Raw genomic sequence first — 18,691 nt, 5'->3', positions numbered from 1 at the left:
GTTCAGAGGCAACGTCTGAGAAGGGACGAACGTCGCCAGCATGGAACGCACGAAGGCCTGCCGCGACGCGACACTCGTGTCGCCGCCGGCGCTCGCAAGGATGGCCGCGATCGTCCGACTGAAGGAGAAGGCGCGTTCGTTCGCCGCCCCGTCCAGACCAAGGGCGGCACGTGTCGTATCGAGCACCCCGTCGCTGTGGACGACCATGCTCGGCGATACGCCGAAATGGGGTGTAAAGCTTCCGTCTGCTTCCGCCGTGCAGATGTCGAAGGTCTGGGCGAGAGCTGGATTGCTCAGGCCCGTGGCGATACAGATCAATGCGGCCATCGTTCGCTTCATCGTCATCCTCCGTGACTTTTGACGCATACCGCCGGCAAGGGCCTTCCGGCCAAAGTATGACAGCCGCGCGTCCCGGTAGCCGCAAGGCATCGGAAAGCAACGCTCTGGCAGGAACCCCCGCTCCGGCCGATATATCTCAATTTTTCTAAAAGAATGCCTGCAATCGCTGCTATCGGTAGGCAGAAAGACTTCTGCATTATCTTGCAGTCTATGACAAGTAGCGCGATATATTCATTTTAATCTACAACCACTCGGACTTCCGCTGAGTGTTATTTAGTACTGTGAACGCTCAGCAATCGCATCACGTGCCTCGCGGTCCAGCATGTCCGCCGTTCGGTCAGCGCCTCCCTTTCTTCTTCAGTTTTGCCTGAAAGAGAAGTCAGGGCTGGTTGATCCGGCACAGGAACCAACCGATCAATTCGTCGCGCTCAAGCGTCGTTTGAGGAGGGCGGCGCGGATCCCCTCCATCGCGCAGGCGGCTTCATCGCTTGGCGGAACGATCATCCTTGGTGGTGAGGCCGTCGTGCTCGATGAACAGGGCCGCTGCGATTTCGGCGCCTTGCAGCAGGCGCTCGGCAGCAAACGAAGTGCCGATGAATCGATCTTCTTCGCCTTCGACGTCCTGTACCTCGACGAGCATGATCTCCGGCGAATGGGGTTCTCCGAGCGTCGACAGATGCTCGAGAGCATCGTTCCGGCCGACAGTTTCGGCGCCATCCGGCTTTCCGAAGCGATCGAAGCCGATGGTGACGAGTTGTTCGAGTCAGTCTGTGAGCACGGGCTCGAGGGGCTCATTGCCAAGATGCTAGATGCACCCTATCGGTCGGGCCACCTCGGTGACTGGCTCAAGATCAAATGCGTCCAAAGCGACAGCTTTTTCATCATCGGCTACGAGCCGTCCGCGGCGGCGTTGGGCGGTATAGGCCGAGTGCTGCTCGCCGCTTATCGCGGTAACGATCTCGTCTATGTCGGCGGCGTAGGCACCGGTTTCAAAGAACGCCAGGCGATTCGTCTCCGGCAGGATCTCGATAGGATCAAGACGGCGAAGCCGCCCGTGGAGCTTAAGCGCCAAGGTGCGATCCGGGTTCAGCCGACCTTCATCGCTGAAATCGAGTATCGAGCTTGGACTCATGACGGAAAGCTTCGGCATCCTTCATATAAAGGCCCGCGTGAAAGACAGGATAATGCGACAGTCTACCGAATTGGCAGGGAATCCACATGAAGAGCAGTGTCGCAAACATTAGTGTTCCTGATACCGCCGTAGAAGCTGCGGTCGAGCTGTTGGCGCAAAAGCCGCGACCGCTGTCGCCTATTGCGCCGCCCTTCAAGCTCGCACAGGCCAACGAAACGAAGACTATCCACGTGTGCGGTGCAAATAAGGCGGCGTTTTCAGCGGTGTTCCCGCCAGCAATCTGGAGACGGCAAATAGCCAAGGGCCGATGAGTCCTTGGCGTAATCGTTCGCGGTCTAAAGGCTAAATCGCGGAGGATTTTTGCTTGTTTCGAATAACCGCTCGAACTGTTTGGAGCTTGGCTCTGAGCTTATCAGCTCGGAAATCATTGCTTTTTATGAATTAATTAATAAGCGGCTTCGATGCCCGGACTAAAGGGGGGGATGTCAAATTTGACATCGTTCTAACACGTCGTTCATATCTTCGGCTTCGAAAGCTCATCGAAAACGGTGGAAAGCTGACGGATCTGAAGGCGGCGCTCAAAGAAGAAACTCTTCCAACAGCATCCACAGGCTCGAACTGAATTCCTGAAGTTGGTGGATCAAGCGACTTCACCAGAGGACCTGGCCCGCTGGAGGTCGCTACCGTCATCGACAAATTCATCTCCTGAAAATCACGCCTTACGTAAGGTATTTCTGGACATTTCCAAATCGTTAACCATATGAATTGATGCTGTTCTTTTCTGTACTGGAAGCCAAGACACCATTAATTTCCGTCACCGCCTGCGACCTTTCAGGCCACGCCTCACTTCCGATAAGTAATGCTTATCGATAGCTTGTCAGTTGACCTGAAATAATTTCCATCTTGTTCAGTGCGGCAAAGAGAGCTTCATCCAGAGGGGATGGCGCAATCTCATCGTTAGTCAGTGCATCGACCTACCGTGCGCGCATGAGCGCTGGGCGCCGAACCTAGAAGGCGCCAGGTTTTTCGAAATAACCATTCCAACAAACAGCTCCTCCCCCGGCCGCAGCCGCCTTTCCTTCCGCAGGGCCTAAACGAAACTGGCATCGATCATAAAAACTTCCACCCCCATGGTTAGCTCATCATACCAGTTGACATGTCAATGAGCATCCGGCAAGAAGGGCTCCAGCTTACAAGAGGAGGACGTAATGCTGACGCTTTCTGCAAAATTGAAGTCTTCATGCATGGCTGCCATTGCTGTTGCGGCCATTGCCGCGACGCCCGTCAAGGCTGAGGACATCACGCTCTGGACGCTGAATTTCGACAACAATGCCGCCAATGTGGCGCTGAAGAAGGTTGCCAGCGACTTCGAAGCGGCAAACCCCGGAACCCATATCGAGATCGTCCAGCGCGCTGTCGACGAGCACAAGACGGCGCTGCGCGTTGCCGCCGGCTCCAACCGTGGCCCGGATATCTATTTCAGCTGGGCAGGTCTTGGCCTCGGCGGCGAATATGTGAAGGCTGGTCTGTCGCTGCCGCTCGACAAGTACTACACCGAATACAAGTGGAACGACGAGCTGCTTCCCTCTGCGGCTGCCTTTGCTGATCTCTATCCGGGCGGCAAGCACGGCACGCCCTTCACTTTCAAGGGTGAGGCCGTCTATTATAACAAGAAGCTCTTCCAGCAGGCCGGCATCACCGAAGAACCGAAGACCTATGACGAGCTTCTGGCCGCTGCCGACAAGCTGAAGGCAGCCGGCATTCCGGGCTTCACCTTCGGCGGCACGGTCAACTGGCACGTCATGCGCCTGATGGATGTGATCCTCGAAACCAAATGCGGCGCCGAAAAGCACGACCAGCTGAAGCTGATGAAGCTCGACTGGTCGAAGGAGCCCTGCGCCACCGACAGTTTCGCCGAATTCGCCAAGTGGACCAAGGACTACACGCTGCAGCCCTTCATGGGCATCGACAACAAGCAGTCCTACAGCCTCTTCACCGCCGGCCGTGCGGCGATGATGCTGGAAGGCGACTGGCTGGTCGGTCAGCTCTCGGGTAGCGGCGCCAATCTCGACGATTACGGGATCTTTCCCTTCCCAACCAACACGAACCGCCTCTACGGTTTTGCCGAGTACAATTACATCAGCACCAAGACCAAGAACCCGGACATGGCTGCAAAATTCATCGACTATTTTCTGTCGACGAAGGTGCAGCAGGATCTCGTCGGGCAGATCAGCTCGATCTCGGTCAATAAGAACGTCCAGTACACCAACCAGAAGCCTCTGGAAGCCGAGTGGCTGGATATCTTCAAGACCTACAGCAAGATCTACATGAATGGCGACCAGGCCTTCCCGCTTGACGTGACGACGGAATATTTCCGCGTCATCAACGATGTCGCCTCTGGCAGCATTGAGCCGGCCGCAGCAGCCAAGCAGATGCAGGCCTTCATCGCCGGCAGAACCTAACTCCTCCCGAGACGCCGGCTGATCGACACTCATATCGGTCGGCTGGCGCCCGCCTTTGCAAGACCGAAAGGGGCAACGCCCTGCCCGGAGGTGAGCATGTCATTGCGCCAAACAACTCATGATCCCCGCGTGCAGGCCTTCATCCTGCTCGTCCCGGCTCTGGCCATCTACGCGATCTTCGCGCTCTACCCGATGCTGAATGTGGTCGTCATCAGCTTCCAGAAATGGAACGGGCTCGACCCGCAGCGCCCCTTCGTCGGCTTTGCGAATTATACGGCAATCTTCACGCGCGACCCGGTCTTCTGGGTCGCCTTCAAGAACACCGTGATCTGGACGTTGATGAGCCTGATCTTCCCGCCGCTGGTCGGGCTGCTCTTGGCGCTCAGCCTCAACCAGAAGATTTTTGGCCGCAACAGCCTGCGCGCCATCTTCTACCTGCCCGTCATTATCGCGCCAATCGCCGTCGCCACCATGTGGAAGTGGATGTACGATCCCTTCTTTGGCCTGTTCAGCCAGATGCTGACCTCCTGGGGCATGCAGACCTGGATCAAGGACTGGCTCGGCGACAAGGACATTGCCCTCTATTCCGTCTTCATCGCCTATCTCTGGCAGACCGTCGGCTTCTCGATGGTGCTGTTCCTGGCAGGCCTGCAGAACGTCTCGCAGACGCTGGTGGAAGCCGCCCGCATCGATGGCGCCGGCCGCTGGGCGGTCTTCAAGCACGTCACGCTGCCGGCATTGCGTCCCACCATCACCATCGTTCTGGTTCTCTCCATCATCTCGTCGCTGAAGGCCTTCGACATCGTCTATGGCCTGACTGGCGGCGGCCCCGCGCAGTCGACGCAGATGCTGGCGCTCTGGGCCTTCACCCAGGCCATGCAGATCTTCGATTTCGGCCGCGGTGCAGCGATCTCGGTCGTGCTGCTTCTGATCACCATGGCGATTGTCATCCCCTATCTGCGCTGGACGCAAAAGCATGAGGAGGTCGAATCGTGACAGTTCTCGGAGCGCAAGCCGATGATATCGACATCGATACCAAGCCGCTTCGCCTGAAGCGGGATCCCATCCTCATCGGCTTGTGGATCGCCCTTGTCCTTGTGGCCCTGATCTGGGTGGCACCCTTCGTCTTCATCGTCTTCACCTCGCTGAAGACACCGGCCGCGGTCACCAGCACCGGCGCCTTCATGCCACCGACCGAACTCGCCTTTCAAAACTACGCCGACGCCTGGAGTCGCGGCAATTTCGCAAGCTCCTTCTTCAACAGCGTCATCATCACCGTCATCAAGGTGCCGCTCGGCCTCGCGCTGTCGGCAATGGCTGCCTACGCGCTTGCCAAGATCAAGCTGAGGATCAGCAAGGCGCTGCTTCTGCTCGTCGTCTTCGGCACGATGATCCCCTTCCAGGTGATGCTGGCCCCGCTCTTCACGCTGGTGAATTCCTTCGGGCTGATCGACACCTATCCGGGCGTCATCCTGCCCTATATCGCCTTCGGCGTCCCCTACCAGGTCTTCATCCTACACGGCTTCTTCAAGGGCATTCCGAAGGAATTGTCGGAGGCTGCCCTCATCGACGGCGCGACGCATTTCACCATCTTCCGGCGGATCTTCCTGCCGGTCTGCCTGCCGGTTCTTGCCGCCCTGCTGATCCTCGATTTCGTGTCCACCTGGAACGAATTCGCGATGGCGCTCGTCCTTTTGCAGGACCAGCACATGTGGACCCTGCCGCTCGGCCTGATGTCGTTCCAGGGCCAGTTTTCCAGCAATTACGGCCAGCTCAACGCCGCGATCGTCATGACCGTCCTGCCGGCGACGATCGTCTATCTCATGTTCCAGCGCTACTTCGTGTCCGGACTGACCTCCGGGGCCGTCAAGGGCTGATACCGAAATCTTGTTCTACGAGGAGAGACAGAATGTCCGATGCAGCAGTCGAAAAATGGGGCGTGTTCGAAGCGGCCTTCGCCGGCCCGTCCGAAGGCAATCCCTATCTCGACGTGGCATTCGATGCCGTGTTCACCCACAAGAGCCGCGAGGTCCGCGTGCCCGGCTTTTATGATGGCAACGGCACCTATCGCATCCGCTTCATGCCTGACGTCGAGGGCGAATGGTCCTTCAGGACGCGTTCGAAGACGGCTGCCCTTGACGGCAAGACGGGCTCGTTTGCAGTAACTGCACCGTCACTCGGCAATCACGGCCCTGTGCGGGTACGCAACAAGTTCCATTTCGGTTACGCTGACGGCACTCCCTTCTTCTCCTTCGGCACGACATGCTACGCCTGGACACACCAGCCGCTGGAGATGCAGAAACAGACTCTGGAAACCCTGAAGAAGACGCGTTTCAACAAGATCCGCATGGGCGTCTTCCCGAAGGACTATCCCTATAATACCAACGAGCCGCTGCATGCCTGCTTCGAAAAGGGCGCCGACGGCAGGCTCGATTTCGACCGGCCGAACCCGGCGCTTTTCCAGCATTTCGACCGGCAGGTGGCGGCCCTTTGCGCACTCGGCATCGAGGCTGACATCATCATCTTCCACCCCTATGACCGCTGGGGCTACGCCGACATGTCGGCCGAGCAGGATTTCCGCTATGTCGCCTATCTGGCGGCGCGGCTTTCCGCCTACCGGAACGTCTGGTGGTCACTTGCCAATGAATATGACTTCCTGATCGACACCAAGCCGATGGAACAGTGGGATCGCTACTTCCACATATTGGAAGAAAACGATCCCTACCAGCACCTGCGTTCGATCCATAATGGCGACGTGACGGCGAATTTCGACCATCGCAAACCCTGGGTGACCCATACCTGCATCCAGAACCCCGACGTCAAGCGCACGCAGGAATGGCGCAACGCCTATGGCAAGCCCGTCGTCAACGACGAACCGGAATATGAAGGCGATATCCTGCAATCCTGGGGCAATCTTTCGGCCCGGGAACTCGTGCATCGCTACTGGATCACCATGGCGCGCGGCGGCTATGCCGGCCATGGCGAGACCTATTCGCATCCCGATGACCTGATCTGGTGGGCGAAGGGCGGCGAGCTGCGCGGCGAGGCCTGGAAACGCATCGGCTTCCTGCGTGATCTGCTCGAGGCCGACGTCAAGCACGGGCTGGAACCGCTCGGCGTTCTCGGAGAATGGCCCTGGTCACGCGTCTCTGGTGCAAGGGATAGCGACGGCGATTTCCGGCTGATCTATCTCGGCGAGCACCAGCCGGTCATCTGGTCATCAGGCCTGCCACTCGACGACGACAATTACGATGTCGATATCATCGACACCTGGGAGATGACGATCACGCCGGCCGAGAAGGTCGCCGCACCCATCCCGCATCCGACCCGTCATGGCGCGATCGTGCGCGGCGGCAAGCCGGATGCGGCTTTCGGCGTCAAGCTTCCGCGCAAGCCGCATCAGGCGCTGCGCGTGCGCAGAAAGCGCTAGGGATTTAAGGAGGAGCCCATGTCCGGCTTGAACATCCAGAACGTCAAAAAATCCTTCGGCGCGGTCGACATCATCCATGGCATCGATGTCGATATCGCCGATGGCGAGTTCGTCATCCTTGTCGGTCCGTCCGGCTGCGGCAAGTCAACACTGCTGCGCATGATTGCCGGTCTTGAAGATATCAGCGCCGGCAAGATCAGCATCGACGGACGCGTCGTCAACAATCTGCAGCCGAAGGACCGCAATATCGCGATGGTCTTTCAGAACTACGCACTCTATCCGCAGATGACGGTCGCCCAGAATATGGGCTTTGCGCTGGAGCTCGCCGGTGCCAAGCGACCAGAGATTGACAGGAAGGTGGCGGAAGCCGCCGCCATCCTTGGCCTGCAGCCGCTTCTGGAGCGCAAGCCAGCACAGCTTTCCGGCGGCCAGCGCCAGCGCGTCGCCATGGGCCGTGCCATCGTCCGCGATCCGAAAGTCTTCCTGTTCGACGAGCCGCTGTCGAACCTCGACGCGAAACTCCGCGTCAAGATGCGGGCCGAGATCAAGGCTCTGCATCAGCGCCTGAAGACGACGATCGTCTATGTCACGCATGACCAGATTGAGGCGATGACCATGGCCGACAAGATCGTCGTGTTACAGGGTGGCAGGGTGGAGCAGATCGGCAGCCCTCTCGAGCTCTACGACCGGCCGCGCAATATCTTCGTCGCCGGCTTTCTCGGCTCACCGGCGATGAATTTCCTGGAGGGCACACTTGAGACCGACGGTAGCCCGAGCCTCGCTCTTCCCGGTGGAGGACACGTCAAGCTCTCGCAGGCACCGGAGAATTCCGCCGGCAAGCCACTGACGCTTGGCATCCGTCCTGAGGATATTTCGCTCGGTGGCGAGGAAGGTGTCGAAGCGATCGTGAAGGTGATCGAGCCGACCGGGTCGGAAACCCATGTCGCCATCGAAGTCGAGGGCAAAGAGCTGACCTGGGTCCTGCGCGAACGCGTAAATCTCGTCCCTGAACAGCGCGTCAAACTGTCTTTTGCGACCCCGAAGGTACATTTCTTCGACCGGCAGACGCAGAACCGGCTCGACGCTTGAGACTCCAGATGGACAGATCAATGAGCCGGGCGGCCTGACACCGCCCGGCTCTTTCTCCACGGTGGTGGTCCGCCCCAGTCAGGTCACCGTGCTGAGTGTTCGCGCAATCGCGTTGCGCCAGCCGACAATTCTCGCCTGCCTGTCTATGTCAGTCATGTCAGGCTCAAAGCTGCGGTCGCTCGCCCAGGCGCGCGCAAAATCGTTCTGGCCCGGCCAGACACCGGCCTTCGATCCGGCAAGCCAGGCTGCACCGAGCGCTGTCGTCTCCAAAGTCGCTGCCCGGTCGACGGGGCTTGAGAGAATGTTGGCGAGATGCTGCATGGTCCATTCGGAAGCCGACATGCCACCATCGACACGCAGCACTGTTTCGATCGGATGGTCGCCCCAATCGCTTCGCATCGCCACCAGAAGATCGAGCGTCTGGTAGGCGACCGATTCGAGGACCGCGCGCGCCAGTTCCGCCGGGCCGCTGTTGCGCGTCAGGCCGAAGATCGCGCCGCGTGCCTCCGGATCCCAGTAGGGAGCGCCGAGCCCGGTAAAGGCGGGAACGACATAGACCCTTTGCTGCGGATCGGCTCTGTCAGCCAAAGCGCCGGTTTCAGATGCTTTCCCGATAATGCCGAGACCATCGCGCAGCCACTGCACGGCAGCACCGGCAATGAAGATCGACCCTTCCAGTGCGTAGGTGGTCCTGCCATTCAAGCGGTAGGCGATGGTGGTGAGCAACCGGTTCTTGGAGTGCACACGGTCATCACCGGTATTCAGGAGCGCAAAACAGCCGGTGCCGTAGGTCGATTTCACCATGCCCGGTTCGAAACAGGCATTGCCGATCGTTGCCGCCTGCTGGTCGCCCGCGACCCCGAGGATCGGGATCGCCGCGCCGAAGATGTCAGGATCGACCGTGCCAAAATCGTCAGCACTGTCCTTGACCTCGGGCAGCAGCGCCCGCGGGATGCGCAGGATCTCGAGAAGTTCGTCGTCCCAGCAGTTTTCGGCGATATTGTAGAGCAGAGTTCGCGAGGCGTTGGTCGCATCTGTGACATGTGCCCGCCCGCCGGTCAGCTTGTAGATGATCCAGCTGTCGATGGTACCGAAACAGACCTCTCCGGCTTCGGCATGGGCACGCAGTCCCTCGACATTGTCGAGCAACCAGCGCAGTTTCGTGCCGGAAAAATAGGGATCGAGAAGCAGGCCGGTCTTGGCAGTGAAGAGCTTTTCATAGCCATCGACCTTCAGCCGGTCGCACATTTCCGCCGTGCGCCTGTCCTGCCAGACGATCGCCTTGTGAAGCGGCCGGCCGGTGGCTTTTTCCCAGACGACGGTCGTTTCCCGCTGATTGGTGATGCCGATGGCCGCAATTGCGCCCGGCGTCACACCGCTTTTTGCCAGCGCATCGCGGGCCGTCGAAAGCACCGTGTCCCAGATCTCACTCGCATCGTGCTCCACCCAGCCGGTCTGCGGGAAATGCTGTGTGATCTCCGTCTGGGCCGACGATGCGGTCCGCATCTGAGGGTCGAAAATTATGGCTCGTGAGGATGTCGTGCCCTGGTCGATGGCAAGGATGTGGCCGCTCATGACATCTGTTTCCTGCGCAGCAGCCATCGTCCCGCCGGAACGGCAGCTCTGCCTTCGTTTTTGTTCTGGAAGTGGTGTCGACCTTCCCGGCACGCCGCCGGGAAGGTCTGATGGCTGCCGGGCTTGAGGCCCGGTCGATCAGCCTACTTCTTGGCTTCGGCCCAGCTCTTGACGAGCTCGTCATAGTTGACGGTGATGGGCTTTTCCTTCTCGTTTTCGATCTTCAGCTGCGGAGCGAGGTTGCCCTTGGCGACGGCATCCTTGTTCCAATATTCGAGATCGTGCTCCTCGGCGAGCTTCGGGCCGATGTCGCCCTGCACCTTGGCGCGTTCGAGGCGCTGCAGCACCTTTTCCTGCTCGGAGCAAAGCGAGTCCATTGCTCCCTGCGCCGTCTTTGCGCCTGACGAAGCGTCACCGATTGCCTGCCACCAGAGCTGCGCGAGCTTCGGATAGTCGGGAACGTTCGTACCGGTCGGTGACCACTGCAGGCGGGCCGGCGAACGGTAGAACTCGATCAGGCCGCCGAGCTTCGGCGCACGATCGGTGAAGGACTTGTGGTCCAGCGTCGACTGCCGGATGAAGGTCAGGCCCATGTGGCTCTTCTTCACGTCGACAGTCTTTGATGTGACGAACTGGGCATAGAGCCAGGCCGCCTTGGCGCGATCGTCAGGCGTGGACTTCATCAGCGTCCAGGAGCCGGCATCCTGATAGCCGAGCTTCATGCCGTCCTTCCAGTAGACGCCATGCGGGCTCGGCGCGAAGCGCCATTTCGGCGTGCCGTCCGCGTTGACGACCGGCAGGCCTTCCTTGACGAAGTCGGCGGTGAAGGCCGTGTAGGTGAACATCTGCTGGGCGATTTCGCCCTGCGAGGGGACCGGGCCGGATTCGGAGAAGGTCATGCCCTGGGCAGCGGCCGGTGCATAGGCCTTCATCCAGTCCAGATATTTCTGGATGGAATAGACCGCAGCAGGGCCGTTGGTATCGCCACCACGCGCGACGCAGGAACCGACCGGGCGCGAGTTCTCATCGACCTTGATGCCCCACTCGTCGACGGGTTTGCCGTTCGGGATGCCCCTGTCGCCATTGCCGGCCATGGAGAGCCAGGCGTCGGTGAAGCGCCAGCCGAGCGACGGGTCCTTCTTGCCGTAGTCCATGTGGCCATAGACCTTCTTGCCACCGACCTCGCGACCGGTGAAGAACTCGGCAATATCCTCATAGGCCGACCAGTTGACCGGCACGCCGAGATCGTAGCCGTACTTCGCCTTGAAGTCCGCCTTGTTCTTCTCGTCGTTGAACCAGTCGTAGCGGAACCAGTAAAGGTTTGCGAACTGCTGGTCGGGCAGCTGATAGAGCTTGCCGTCAGGCGCCGTGGTGAAGGACTTGCCGATGAAGTCGTCGATGTCGAGGCCGGGATTGGTGACATCCTTGCCTTCGTTGGCCATCCAGTCGGTCAGGCTGCGGGCCTGCTGGTAGCGCCAATGGGTGCCGATCAGGTCCGAGTCGTTGATATAGGCGTCATAGATGTTTTCGCCCGACTGCATCTGCGTCTGCAGCTTTTCGACCACGTCACCTTCGCCGATGAGGTCATGGGTGATCTTGATGCCGGTGATTGCCGTAAAGGCCGGTGCCAGCACCTTCGATTCATATTCATGGGTTGTGATCGTCTCGGACACGACCTTGATGTCCATGCCGGCGAAAGGCTTCGCGGCATCGACGAACCACTGCATTTCCTTTTCCTGGTCGGCGCGGGGAAGCGTCGAAAGGTCACCGATTTCCTTGTCGAGGAACGTCTTGGCCTCGTCCATGCCGGCATAGGCCGATGCTGTCATCGCCAGCAGCAAGCCTGCTGTCGTCGTCAATAAGTGCCGTCGCATAATATCCTCCCAGGTTTAGCGATTGCAGTCTCTACGTCTCAGGCGGCCAGTACCCCCGGCCTCCGTATCACCTTGGAATCACACGTAACGGAACACGCCGATGGCGTAGACCACGGAGATGCCAAGAGCCCACCACAGGTTGGGTCCGATGAGACCCAGCCATGCAAGATGAATGAATGCCGCGCCGAGCAGCGAAATGAACAGCCGGTCGCCGCGCGTCGTCTCGAAACGAAGCAAGCCAACACGCGGCGATCCCCCCGGCGCAAAATATTCCCAGACGCTCATGCCGATCAGCAGCAGAAGGATCGTCAGGAAGAAGAGCGCCGTCGGCAGCGTCCAGGCCATCCAGGAAAAGCTCATGTCCGGTCCTCCTCAGACGCGGCCCAGGGCAAAGCCCTTGGCGATGTAGTTGCGAACGAAATAGATGACGAGGGCGCCCGGAATGATGGTCAGCACGCCGGCTGCCGCCAGCACGCCCCAGTCCATGCCGGCCGCCGAGACCGTGCGCGTCATGATGGCCGAGATCGGCTTTGCGGCCGTCGTCGTCAGCGTGCGGGCGAGCAGGAGCTCGACCCACGAGAACATGAAGCAGAAGAAGGCCGCAACACCCACCCCGCTCGCAATCAGCGGAATGAAGATCTTGATGAAGAACCGCGGGAAGGAATAGCCGTCGATATAGGCCGTCTCATCGATCTCCTTCGGCACACCGGACATGAAACCTTCGAGGATCCAGACCGCCAGCGGCACGTTGAACAGGCAGTGGGCGAGTGCGACGGCAATATGCGTGTCGATCAGGCCAAAGGCCGAATAGAGCTGGAAGAAGGGCAGCGCGAAGACCGCCGGCGGCGCCATGCGGTTGGTCAAAAGCCAGAAGAACAGGTGCTTGTCGCCGAGGAAGCGGTAGCGCGAAAAGGCGTAAGCCGCCGGCAGTGCTGCGGCGACCGAGATCACCGTGTTCATCACCACATAGATGATCGAATTGATATAGCCGTTGTACCAGGACGGATCGGTGAAGATGACCGCATAGTTGCGCAGCGTCGGGTTTGTCGGCCACAGCGAGAAGGCGCCGGTGATCTCGGCATTCTCCTTGAAGCTCATATTGACGAGCCAGTAGATCGGCAGGATCAGGAAGATGATGTAGATGGTCGGGACGAGCCAGGAAAGGCTGCCTGCGGGTTTGTATTTGCTGGTCATATCTGCGCCCCCCGTTCAGCCGTTCGCGTCGCCGCTGGTCATCACGGTGTAGAACACCCAGGAGAGCAGCAGGATGATGAGGAAGTAGATGATCGACATGGCCGCCGCCGGGCCGAGATCGAACTGGCCGACCGCCATCTTCACCAGATCGATGGAGAGGAAGGTCGTCGAGTTGCCGGGGCCGCCGCCGGTGACGACGAAGGGTTCGGTATAGATCATGAAACTGTCCATGAAGCGCAACAGCACGGCGATCAGAAGCACGCGCTTCATCTTCGGCAGCTGGATGTAGCGGAAGACGGACCAGCGCGAGGCGCCGTCGATCTTGGCCGCCTGATAATAAGCATCCGGGATCGAAACGAGACCGGCATAGCAGAGCAGCACAACAAGGCTCGTCCAATGCCAGACGTCCATGATGATGACGGTCACCCAGGCATCGACCGGATCGCGCACATAGTTGTAGTCGAGGCCCATCGCTTCCAGCGTATGGCCGAGCAGGCCGATATCGACACGGCCGAAGACCTGCCAGATCGTGCCGACGACGTTCCACGGAATAAGCAGCGGCAGCGCCATCAAGACGAGGCAGACAGGAACGCCCAGCCCCGATTTCGGCATGTTGAGCGCGATGAAGATGCCGAGCGGAATTTGCAGCACCAGAATGATGAAGGAGAAGAGCAGGTTGCGTTGTAATGCTTCCCAGAAACGGTCGGAATGCAGGGTCTGGACGAACCAGTCGGTGCCGGCCCAGAAGAACTCATTATTGCCGAATGTATCCTGCACCGAATAGTTGACGACGGTCATCAGCGGGATGACGGCCGAAAACGCCACAAGCAGCAGCACTGGCAGGACCAGAAACCAGGCTTTGTTGTTCCACGTCTTCTGCATGGCTCAGGCCTCCCTGCCGACGCGCCAGCTGTCGGCGTAAATGCTGATGGCTGACGGATCGAAGCTGACGCGGGCATCATCAGGGATTTCGCCATCCTCAGGCACGACGATTGCAATCGGCTGGCCGGCGAAACGGGCGCGCACGATCTTCTGGCGGCCGATATCCTCGACCTTGCTCACCGAGACAGGCATGCCCTCCCGTCCGAGCCGGATGAATTCCGGCCGGATGCCGAGTTCGGTCTTGGCTGCGCCTTCGGTCTTCGGCGCATAGTCGAGTGTCAGCGTCTCGTCGCCGACCCTGACGGTGCTACCGTCGATCTTTGCCGGCATCACGTTCATGCCGGGCGAACCAATGAAATAGCCGACAAACGTGTGGCTTGGCCGCTCGAAGAGTTCGGCTGGCGTGCCGATCTGGACGATCTGGCCGTCATACATGACCACCACCTTCTCGGCGAAAGTCAAAGCCTCGGTCTGGTCATGGGTGACGTAGACCATGGTGAAGCCGAACTGCTTGTGCAGCCGCTTCAGCTGCGAACGCAGCACCCATTTCATATGCGGATCGATGACGGTCAGCGGCTCGTCGAAGAGGATGGCGTTGACGTCGTTGCGCACCAGCCCGCGCCCGAGCGAGATCTTCTGCTTCTGGTCGGCGGTCAGGCCCTGCGCCTTACGCCTCGCCCAGCCGCCGAGATCGATCATTTCGAGAATGTCGCGCACACGCCGGTCGACATCCGCTTCGGCTACGCCGCGGTTGCGCAGCGGAAAGGCAAGATTGTCGTAGACCGTCATCGTGTCGTAGATGACAGGAAACTGGAAAACCTGCGCGATGTTGCGGCTCTGCGTCGAAAGGTCGGTGACATCCTTGCCGTCGAACAGAATGCGGCCATGCGACGGCTGCAGCAGGCCCGAGATGATATTGAGCAGCGTGGTCTTGCCGCAGCCCGAGGGGCCGAGTAGTGCATAGGCGCCACCATCGTTCCACTCGTGGTCGACTTCCTTCAGCGAATAATCCTTGTCGCTCTTTGGATTGGCGCCGTAAGCGTGGCGGATATGGTCGAGCGTGATGCGTGCCATTGTGCTCTCCTAAACCTTTCCAACCGTGGCGATAGCCTGCCCGCCTGCGCCGAAGGCCATCAGGTGGCGCATGTCGAGAAAGGCCTCGATTTCCATGTCTGGATCGATGTCGTGAATGCCGTGTGCCAGCATCACCCAGCGCACGCCGTCATAGTCCAGGTGTACAAAGCTCTCCGAGCCGGTGATTTCCGACACCAGCGTGCGCGCCTTGAGGCGAGCAGCATCGCCGGTCTGCGGCGCAAGCCCGAGGTGGTGCGGATGGAAGGCGATGGTCACCGGTCCATCAGACACGGCGGAAAGATGGGCCGGAACCGGGAGCGTGCCTCCGCCTGGGCGCACGAAGACATGGCCTGTTTTGGTGACCTCGATGGCGTTCAGCGGCGGATCGGCGAAGATGCCGGCGGTGGCGATATCGACCGGCCGGCGATAGACGTCGATCGTCGGCCCGAACTGGGTGACCCGGCCAGCGTTCAGCGTCGCCGTATTGCCACCGAGCAGCAGCGCTTCTGATGGTTCGGTGGTGGCGTAAACGAAGATCGCACCCGACTGGGCGAAGATCTTCGGCAGTTCCTCGCGCAATTCCTCGCGCAGTTTGTAGTCGAGATTGGCGAGCGGCTCATCCATCAGCACGAGGCTGGCATTCTTGACGAGGGCGCGAGCGAGCGCGGTGCGCTGCTGCTGGCCGCCGGAGAGATTGAGCGGCGTGCGATCGAGATAGGGCGTCAGTTTCAGGAGTTCGGCTGCCTTGCGCACATCGCGGTCGATCGCAGTCGCATCCTTGCCGGAAATGCGCATCGGCGAGGCGATGTTCTCATAGACGGTCAGTGCCGGATAGTTGATGAACTGCTGGTAGACCATGGCGACATTGCGCTTCTGCACCGGCATGCCGGTGACATCGGCGCCGTCGAAATGCACGGAGCCTTCGGTCGGCCGATCAAGCCCCGCCATCAGCCGCATCAGCGATGTCTTGCCCGACAAGGTCGGCCCAAGCAGGACATTCAGCGTGCCCCGCTCGAGAACCAGATCGGTCGGATAGATATGATAGTCCGCGCCCACCATCTTGGCGGCGTTTCGCAGCTCCAGCATTCCGATTCCCGTGCCTCCTCGCAACGGGGACCACACGCCACCTTATCCGGCCATCTGTGCCGGCATGGCAGCCATGTACTCCTCCAGTGATCTTGCCTGTTCCTTGGAAAGGCGCAGGCCATCCTTTGTTCTCCGCCAGAGCACGTCTTGCGCGTTTCTGGCCCATTCATTTTCGATGAGGTAGCGCACCTCAGCCTCGTAGAGATCGGATCCGAACAGCCTGCCGAGATCCTCGATCCTTGCGGCATTGCCGAGAAGCGTGACGGCCTTCGTGCCATAGCGGCGGACCAGCCGGCGGGCATGGGCATCCGCCAGGAACGGATAGCGCGCCTTCAGCTTCGTGACTTCGCCCTCATAGCCCTGCACTGCAAAGTCGCCGCCCGGCAGATGGCTGCCCGCCGTCCACGGCCGGCCCTTGACGCCGATCGCCTCGCCGATCTTTTCGAGCGCATGTTCCGACAGCCGCCGGTAGGTGGTGAGCTTGCCGCCGAAGACATTGAGAAGCGGGGCTTCCCCTGCCTTGCCCTCGACCTTCAGGACATAATCACGTGTCGCTTCCTGGGCCTTGGAGGCGCCGTCGTCGAAGAGCGGCCTGACCGCCGAATAGGTCCAGACGATATCCTCGGGCCTGACCGGCTCCTTGAAATATTCCGACGCCGCATTGCAGAGATAGAGCGTCTCCTCCTCGGAGATCTTCACGTCTTTCGGATCGGCGGTGTAGTCGCGGTCGGTGGTGCCGATCAGCGTGAAGTCGGTCTCGTAGGGGATGGCGAAGATGATGCGGTTGTCGGGGTTCTGGAAGAAATAGGCGCGTGGTCCCTCGAACTTCTTCTTCACGATGATGTGGCTGCCCTGGACGAGGCGCACATGCCGGGCCTCGTTCTGGCCGAAGGCGGAGCGGATGACATGGTCGACCCAGGGACCGGCGGCATTGATCAGCATGCGGGCCTGATGGCGTTCGCTCTTGCCGGTCACCGTATTGATCGTCTCGATCGTCCAGACGCCGCTCCCCTCAGCATCCTTCTCCTGAGCACCTTTCTCCTGTCTGGCCGACACCACCCTGGTGCGCGGCAGGATCAGCGCGCCCTTGTCGGCGGCATCGCGGGCGTTCAGCACCACCATGCGGGCATCGTCGACCCAGCCGTCGGAATATTCGAAGGCTTTGGAAAACAGTGCCTTCAGCGGCTTTGCCGCCGCATCGGTGCGCATGTCGAGCACCGCCGTCGGCGGCAACAGCTTGCGGCCGCCGAGATGATCGTAGAGGAACAGGCCAAGCCGGATCATCCAGGCCGGCCTTATGCCGCCCTTGTGATAGGGCAGCACGAAGCGCAGCGGCCAGATGATGTGCGGGGCCATGGCCCACAGGATCTCGCGCTCCATCAGCGATTCCCGCACCAGGCGGAACTCGTAATGTTCGAGATAGCGCAGGCCCCCATGGATGAGCTTGGTCGCACCCGACGAGGTGCCGGAGGCGAAATCGTTCATCTCGGCAAGCGCCACCGTATAACCACGACCAACCGCATCGCGCGCGATCCCGCAGCCGTTGATCCCGCCACCAATGACGAAAATATCGTGGATACGGCTCATGCTCCCCCTCTTTGAGCCAGGACAGCGCAACGGTTCCCCACCATTGCGAAAGTGAAGATGATTAAATCGAAAATTTTTCGAATGTCAAACGAATGTTATTCACCGCTAAAATCAGCGATTAACTTTCGCTGTTTCGACCAGCACAACGCCGCTCTGCTGACAGATATTGCGGATGGAAGGCGAATCGCATTGGTCGGTGATAAAGGTATGGACCTGCGAAATCTGGCCGATACGGACGGGTGCCGTCCGTTCGAACTTGGTCGAATCCGCTACCAGGATGACGTGTCTTGCATTGGCGATGATGGCCTGCGCCACCTTCACCTCACGGAAATCGTAATCGAGCAAAGCGCCGTCCGGATCGATCGCCGAAGCGCCGATCACGGCATAGTCGACCTTGAACTGCCTGATGAAATCGACGGCCGCCTCCCCGACGATGCCGCCGTCGGACTGGCGTACCACACCGCCGGCGATCACCACCTCGATATTGTCGATAAGCCGTAATCTATTGGCAACATTGATGTTATTGGTGATCACCATCAATTCGTGATGATCGGAGAGCGCCTCTCCGACAGCTTCCGTCGTCGTGCCGATATTGATGAAGAGCGAGCTGTTGTTGGGAATGAGATCAGCGGCAGCAACGCCGATTGCCTGTTTTTCCGTTGCGGCGATCTGGCGCCGCGCATCATAGCGGACATTCTCCGTCCCACGCGGGAAGGTTGCACCGCCATGAATGCGCGTCAGAAGCTGCGCATCGCAAAGATCGTTCAGATCCTTGCGGATCGTCTGCGGTGTCACGGCAAACTGCGCCGCCAGATCATCGACCAGTACCCGGCCCGACGATCTCGCAAGCGCGATGATCTTCTCCTGACGATCCGACAGAAACATGCGCCCTCCTTCGTTTCGCTTTCATCTTTAGCCAAACTTCCCTTCAACGCAAAGCAATCGCTGCTGGTGCGATCCCCAGGAG

17 protein-coding genes are annotated in these 18,691 nt (G+C 59.8%); 8 read left to right on the top strand and 9 right to left on the bottom strand.

What is annotated here, in order from left to right:
- The first annotated feature begins 40 nt into the window (after nt 1-40).
- The 8 genes from H4W29_RS28265 to H4W29_RS28230 all read left to right on the top strand — a co-directional run bounded on the left by H4W29_RS28265 (nt 41) and on the right by H4W29_RS28230 (nt 8,452).
- Nucleotides 41-361, top strand: a complete 321-nt coding sequence (locus H4W29_RS28265; protein ID WP_192732104.1) for a hypothetical protein — start codon at nt 41-43, stop codon at nt 359-361.
- Nucleotides 362-661: 300 nt separating this feature from the next.
- The gene (locus tag H4W29_RS28260) at nt 662-1,561 is read left to right on the top strand and encodes an ATP dependent DNA ligase (protein WP_192732103.1); all 900 of its coding nucleotides are present in this window, start codon (nt 662-664) and stop codon (nt 1,559-1,561) included.
- Nucleotides 1,558-1,782: a hypothetical protein gene (locus tag H4W29_RS28255; protein WP_192732102.1), complete on the top strand. Its 225-nt coding sequence runs from the start codon at nt 1,558-1,560 to the stop codon at nt 1,780-1,782. Before H4W29_RS28260 ends, H4W29_RS28255 begins: the two co-directional genes overlap by 4 nt.
- Before the next feature lie 897 nt (nt 1,783-2,679).
- Complete coding sequence (locus H4W29_RS28250) at nt 2,680-3,933, top strand: extracellular solute-binding protein (RefSeq protein ID WP_192732101.1); 1,254 nt, start codon at nt 2,680-2,682, stop codon at nt 3,931-3,933.
- Nucleotides 3,934-4,029: 96 nt separating this feature from the next.
- Complete coding sequence (locus tag H4W29_RS28245; RefSeq protein ID WP_192732100.1) at nt 4,030-4,929, top strand: carbohydrate ABC transporter permease; 900 nt, start codon at nt 4,030-4,032, stop codon at nt 4,927-4,929.
- Nucleotides 4,926-5,810 (top strand): carbohydrate ABC transporter permease, encoded by an 885-nt coding sequence (locus H4W29_RS28240; RefSeq protein ID WP_192732099.1) that lies wholly within the window; start codon nt 4,926-4,928, stop codon nt 5,808-5,810. Before H4W29_RS28245 ends, H4W29_RS28240 begins: the two co-directional genes overlap by 4 nt.
- A gap of 32 nt (nt 5,811-5,842) precedes the next feature.
- On the top strand, nt 5,843-7,363 hold the full coding sequence (locus H4W29_RS28235; protein WP_192732098.1) for a DUF5060 domain-containing protein: 1,521 nt from the start codon (nt 5,843-5,845) through the stop codon (nt 7,361-7,363).
- A gap of 18 nt (nt 7,364-7,381) precedes the next feature.
- Nucleotides 7,382-8,452, top strand: coding sequence for an ABC transporter ATP-binding protein (locus H4W29_RS28230; RefSeq protein ID WP_192732097.1), 1,071 nt, complete (start codon nt 7,382-7,384; stop codon nt 8,450-8,452).
- Between the two features lie 78 nt (nt 8,453-8,530).
- On the opposite strand, the gene glpK is transcribed toward H4W29_RS28230, so the two are convergent.
- The 9 genes from glpK to H4W29_RS28185 form a co-directional block, all read right to left on the bottom strand.
- Complete coding sequence (gene glpK, locus H4W29_RS28225; protein ID WP_192732096.1) at nt 8,531-10,027, bottom strand: glycerol kinase GlpK; 1,497 nt, start codon at nt 10,025-10,027, stop codon at nt 8,531-8,533.
- 143 nt (nt 10,028-10,170) lie between these two features.
- Nucleotides 10,171-11,901 (bottom strand): ABC transporter substrate-binding protein, encoded by a 1,731-nt coding sequence (locus H4W29_RS28220; protein ID WP_192732095.1) that lies wholly within the window; start codon nt 11,899-11,901, stop codon nt 10,171-10,173.
- Nucleotides 11,902-11,979: 78 nt separating this feature from the next.
- Complete coding sequence (locus H4W29_RS28215; protein WP_192732094.1) at nt 11,980-12,261, bottom strand: DUF2160 domain-containing protein; 282 nt, start codon at nt 12,259-12,261, stop codon at nt 11,980-11,982.
- A 12-nt stretch (nt 12,262-12,273) separates the two neighbouring features.
- Entirely contained in the window at nt 12,274-13,095 is an 822-nt protein-coding gene (locus tag H4W29_RS28210; RefSeq protein WP_192732093.1) for a carbohydrate ABC transporter permease, read from the bottom strand.
- A gap of 15 nt (nt 13,096-13,110) precedes the next feature.
- Nucleotides 13,111-13,977, bottom strand: a complete 867-nt coding sequence (locus H4W29_RS28205) for a carbohydrate ABC transporter permease (RefSeq protein WP_192732092.1) — start codon at nt 13,975-13,977, stop codon at nt 13,111-13,113.
- 3 nt (nt 13,978-13,980) lie between these two features.
- Complete coding sequence (locus tag H4W29_RS28200) at nt 13,981-15,051, bottom strand: ABC transporter ATP-binding protein (RefSeq protein WP_192732091.1); 1,071 nt, start codon at nt 15,049-15,051, stop codon at nt 13,981-13,983.
- A 9-nt stretch (nt 15,052-15,060) separates the two neighbouring features.
- Nucleotides 15,061-16,137: an ABC transporter ATP-binding protein gene (locus H4W29_RS28195; RefSeq protein ID WP_192732090.1), complete on the bottom strand. Its 1,077-nt coding sequence runs from the start codon at nt 16,135-16,137 to the stop codon at nt 15,061-15,063.
- Between the two features lie 42 nt (nt 16,138-16,179).
- Nucleotides 16,180-17,724, bottom strand: coding sequence for a glycerol-3-phosphate dehydrogenase (gene glpD / locus H4W29_RS28190; protein WP_192732089.1), 1,545 nt, complete (start codon nt 17,722-17,724; stop codon nt 16,180-16,182).
- Between the two features lie 111 nt (nt 17,725-17,835).
- Complete coding sequence (locus tag H4W29_RS28185) at nt 17,836-18,609, bottom strand: DeoR/GlpR family DNA-binding transcription regulator (RefSeq protein WP_037109761.1); 774 nt, start codon at nt 18,607-18,609, stop codon at nt 17,836-17,838.
- Between the last annotated feature and the right edge of the window lie 82 nt (nt 18,610-18,691).

The organism is Rhizobium viscosum (assembly GCF_014873945.1).
GTDB lineage: Bacteria > Pseudomonadota > Alphaproteobacteria > Rhizobiales > Rhizobiaceae > Rhizobium > Rhizobium viscosum.
This window is presented reverse-complemented; position numbering and strand designations above follow the sequence as displayed.